The following is a 4,561-nucleotide window of genomic DNA, read 5'->3' on the forward strand; positions in this document are numbered from 1 at the left end:
CCATCATGGATTCCGATTTATTCGGTATCGTTATAACGTTCAGCGGAGGCCAGCAAGACCACGGAGTACCGTAGAAAATTTGATCGAAGCCACAATAAGTAATTTGCTGCCGGTTCGTATCTCCGGTATATGCAGTCGCCATTACGCGATTCTTCCACGACGACAAATGTCGCGCCCCGTTAATTGGCGGTGCATTAAATACAGTTTCAGTCACGTTTAAATTTGTGCTGTAAGTTGTTGTAATTTCAATGGTTCCACTTGAGTTGGCGTAAACAATCGGATCACCGTCTGAATCAATAACCAGATAGCGAACAGAACCTCCATCGGCGCTGATAAATAGCACAATGCCATCGACCCCCGCTTGAGAGGATGCGGTAACACCGATCTCCAGAACTTTACCGGACGAGACGCCAGAGGCAGACGACACGGCACTGCATTCTCCAACATCGACAATTCCATTGTTAATATAGGCATATGAAACAGTTACTCCAGTTGCCAGCGTTAACGTTCCGGTTCCTGTAACCAGCACATTAGCCGCTGCCGCTGGCTTCGTAATCCCTACTGCATAGACCGCTAAACTCGTAACAACTTGAACAAACTCGGTTCCATTGACCCTGAATAACCGATCATTCACGTTTTCTGAGGACCATCGCGCATCAGCCTGTGAAGCCCGAATCGCAGTATTGGTCGCTCCAGAAGCAACGTATGTGGCTACATTCGCTCCACTTGAGGCATTGATGTCAAAAACAGCCAAGCCTCCTGCATTCCTGTCGTAAAACGCTCCTGACAAAACCGGATTATTTGTCGAAAGCGCATCATTAAAGTTCGCTGGAGAGCGCAACGATATGGCATTGCCATTCGGGGCAACGACCACATTAATTGAATCAGGCCACGACTCTGGACCAATAGATTCAATACTATGAAAGGAATCAAATCCTCTCCACGAATCAATAACGACTGGTGCTGCTCTATTGCGTGGTCCCATACCATTTTCGCCTTGAAACTCCAAACGGGGCTGTTGTTGGACGTTGCTGCAGCTGCCTTTGCTGAAGCACATTGCTCGCACCGTAAATCGTGTCAATAGCCCTTCTCATATAAGTCTGAGCGCGGGTATCGTCTATAGCATCAAACAATTCAGAGCGAGCCTTATTCACGACAGGCCAATGAAAGGGATCGGGTAGATCGCATTCCACGTTATCTTCCAACGACAGAGGCTTGGGCTTATAAATATAATCGGCCCGAATAATGTCCCCAGACGCCAGAAAAGGCGCAAAGCGGACCTGATCGAAATTTTCACTTGCAACCAAAACAGGATGAGCACTTGCCGCCGTTGTCGCTTGATCGAGTTGCACGAAGTAGTTTTCAGAAGAATCCATCCATTCTACCTGGTGAAACTTTGTGTCCGTCGAAAGCTGCACTCCAAGCCATTTCAATTGATAAAGTGTCCCTGTTGAGATATTGGCCCCAAGATCATAAGTCCTGGTATCGCCAGTCATCGTCATCTGATCGTTGCTCACCTTCAGAATATTCTCATCCATGACCAGAATACGATTCGCACACCATTCCTGTGCTTCGTCGAGAGCCGATATGATGGTCGTTGGGCTCGCAACCTGAGTGTCAGATTGCACCGCCCTAATCATAGCTTCTAAATTCACGATGCTTTTGTTTCCTCAGGGTTTTTCCGAGGACGCCCACGCTTTGCTTTTGGCTCAGACTCTGGCTCCTCCACCACCAGTTCAGGCGGAGCTTCCTGTTGTCGAGTCAAACGATCTGCAATATCAGTTAACTTATTAATTGCAGACGCAGTTTGGGCGGCCTGAGACGTTTTTTCCGACTGAGATGCAAATACCTCATCATCAGGCGTATATTTCCGCATCCATTCATAAACCATATGATCCGGTTTAATTTTATAACCTGCTGTTCCAGCTTTAGCCTTTTCACGATTCACCTTAAAAGCTTCGATCTCGACGAGAATAAAGCGCTCACCCTCAGTGTCACATTTTTCTTTTAATGCCGCAGATACATCAGGGCCATCGAAAAACACCGCACACCCTTTTTGATTAAATTTTCTTGTTTCTATTAACTCTCTAGCGATTGATTCTCCTGGTAGATGGATCGCCATGTAGACAGAATTTCCATCGAATGACTTCGATTGATCGACTTCCCGATGCTCAACGGCGTCAATCCGAGTCACTTCCCCATAAGGAATATGGTAGGTATAGGCTCCCAAATACGGCAGCGTAATATCTCCAAATCCATTATAAATATAAGCTGTTTCACGAGCCTGTTCATGGGTCGTGCTTGCGGGGTCTGTCGCTCCATTTGGGCGATCTATGGTCTTATTTAACATCTTGCTCCTTCTTGAAGACCTTCGAAGGTGGTCCTACAAAGGCTTCGGTTTCATGGAAGATTTCACGTCGATGATCCATTACATCTTGTGCGGCCTCATCTATTCTTTGGTGTTTTGCGGCTCCATCACGCTTGGCTTTATCATCGGCTGCCTTTCGGCGCTCCCGTTCAGCCAGGGCCGGAATTCCCAACAGAGTCTTCTCATAGTTTTTTCTCAGGTAATCAATGACAAATTCCCCTAATTCTGGGATCGCTTCTCCATTGGCATCCATGCAACGATAAACCTCGTGCCAATCTGGAAGCATGTCATAGGCCCTTTTGAGAATGACATTTTCATGTTCATCAACAATTACCTGATCGGCATAGCGCCCATCATCAGACCAATGCGGGTTTTCCCGCTTCATCTTTTCAACCGTCTCACTGTGTGCCCTTTCCTTCATCTTTTGAGGAATACGCCGTTCAATAATCCAGCCGAAAAAAGGCATTGCCTGACCTGCGCCCCATCGGACTCTCAAGTCAGAATCAAACCTTTCGAGCATTTTAACGAACCCCGACGGCGGAGCTCGATGTCCGTCCGCCGTCAGGATTTCGATTGCCATTAACTGAGAAGTGCCTGTCCGGCAGCCTCATCAATAATCGCCTGTGCTGTTGCGTCGGATGTGATTGCACCCGCATCAACCGCAGCCTGTACTGTATTTTCGAGATCCAAGAAGTACGATACACCCTTGGCTGGAATGCTTGGTGCTGCACCTGAAGCTCCAACCTGAGTTTCGCTAATTTGGACTGACTCGTTCAATACAACAAACGTGTCACCAGTTGTCCCCGCTGTCGCCCCATAAAGGAACGATACGGTTCCAGCAGCGGTATTGGCGCCGCCTGTGACACCCGTATAACCAGGGTCTACTACTAAGCGATTTCCAGCATCAATAGTGGTGCCTGTCGGGTCAGATTCTCCATTGTCCCGACCACCTCCACCGGCCCAGATGACTCTGGTTGCTGAAGAAGTACCAAGTTCCACACCATTAGAGGTGGTATAGAACGCGGCCTGTTCGCTGGTGGTGTACTCAGCCAGTCGGATTGCAAATTGAGCGTTCGTTCCAGACGCATCTTCTCCGCCCCAAACGTTATTCAGAATGGGAGCTGAAACTTCTACGTCCGATTTAAACTCTTCTGTAATCCAGACTGCCTGACTTCCTCCAGCAGTCAATGTTAGATCAGCAGTCGATGATAAAACACCAGCTGCCACCGTCGTTGTTGAATGCACATACGCAGATGTCGCGCTAGGACTACGCATATTGACGTAAGCCTTTAAGTACCCGGAGACATCCGATGTGTCATTCGATAGGTAGATAAATGTCGCCATTGTTTGTCCTCCGGGCTAGTCGCCCAACAAAAGAAAGTTGAATCCGTTGTCTGCCGCTGTAGAAGCATCAGTTTCAACTTTAAAGGTAAATACCGCCGTATCCGTATCGGCAGTAAAGGATTGAGACGTACACGAGATCATATTTGAGATCGTGGTGCCTGTTCCAAACCCTTTCAGATTACCTTGCGGCCCTCTGAAATTAGTCACGGAGATGTTGTAATCACCCGCGCCAGTCCTTGAAATGCTGACACATCCCGTGTCAGAAGGTGATACTCCACTCAACTGACTCAGTGTTGGCGTTGACGAATCTCCAGTGACGGTGCCTGAGACATAGCATGTGTAAGGCAATGCACTCGTCAGAGTGTTTCTAGAAGCCATAATTGTGCCTCCTTAGTATCCGGTTGGCACGGAGAGACTATAGAGTTTACCGAGTCCCCGTGTGTCCGGCGATCCAAGGTTGCAATCCACACCCCAATATCCTTCAGCCTGTGACGTATACGCAATGCCGCTGGTCGAGGAAGGAACGAGACGCAAGATGTTTCCATCAGGCTTTTTCCATCCCCAATCTTTTGCCACATACTTTTGGATCTTCGACCAGTCGATGAAATACACCCGATCTTTGTCCAGATCAGTTTCTTCCACCCACGGCATCCCCTGGAACTCATATGAGGTGTAGCCGAGTTTGACTGATTTCGATCCTTCAGTGATGCGCTTGAGATTCCAGCCAAGAGCTTGGAACGCTGCCGTCTGAGACGGATAGGACCAGAGTTCATACTCATTCCGACTGATGGCACCCATCCTAATCTGGATGTTTGCACCAATCATGCGGGTGAGTAGTTCCAGATCCAG

Annotated in this window: 6 protein-coding genes; all 6 read right to left on the reverse strand. The window is 48.2% G+C overall.

What is annotated here, in order from left to right:
* Positions 1–985: hypothetical protein (locus AACZ40_RS28205; protein ID WP_339676917.1), on the reverse strand; the 985-nt coding region annotated here is incomplete at its 3' end.
* On the reverse strand, positions 969–1,655 hold the full coding sequence (locus AACZ40_RS28210; protein ID WP_339676919.1) for a hypothetical protein: 687 nt from the start codon (positions 1,653–1,655) through the stop codon (positions 969–971). The genes AACZ40_RS28205 and AACZ40_RS28210, both read right to left, overlap by 17 nt.
* Complete coding sequence (locus tag AACZ40_RS28215; protein ID WP_339676922.1) at positions 1,652–2,350, reverse strand: hypothetical protein; 699 nt, start codon at positions 2,348–2,350, stop codon at positions 1,652–1,654. Before AACZ40_RS28215 ends, AACZ40_RS28210 begins: the two co-directional genes overlap by 4 nt.
* Positions 2,340–2,948, reverse strand: a complete 609-nt coding sequence (locus tag AACZ40_RS28220; protein ID WP_339676925.1) for a hypothetical protein — start codon at positions 2,946–2,948, stop codon at positions 2,340–2,342. Before AACZ40_RS28220 ends, AACZ40_RS28215 begins: the two co-directional genes overlap by 11 nt.
* A complete protein-coding gene (locus AACZ40_RS28225; protein ID WP_339676928.1) occupies positions 2,948–3,712 on the reverse strand; it encodes a hypothetical protein in 765 nt (254 codons plus the stop codon). Before AACZ40_RS28225 ends, AACZ40_RS28220 begins: the two co-directional genes overlap by 1 nt.
* Positions 3,713–4,102: 390 nt before the next feature.
* On the reverse strand, positions 4,103–4,561 hold a 459-nt coding region (locus AACZ40_RS28230), incomplete at its 5' end, for a hypothetical protein (protein ID WP_339676931.1).

This window comes from uncultured Gimesia sp. (assembly GCF_963972345.1).
Lineage (GTDB): Bacteria > Planctomycetota > Planctomycetia > Planctomycetales > Planctomycetaceae > Gimesia.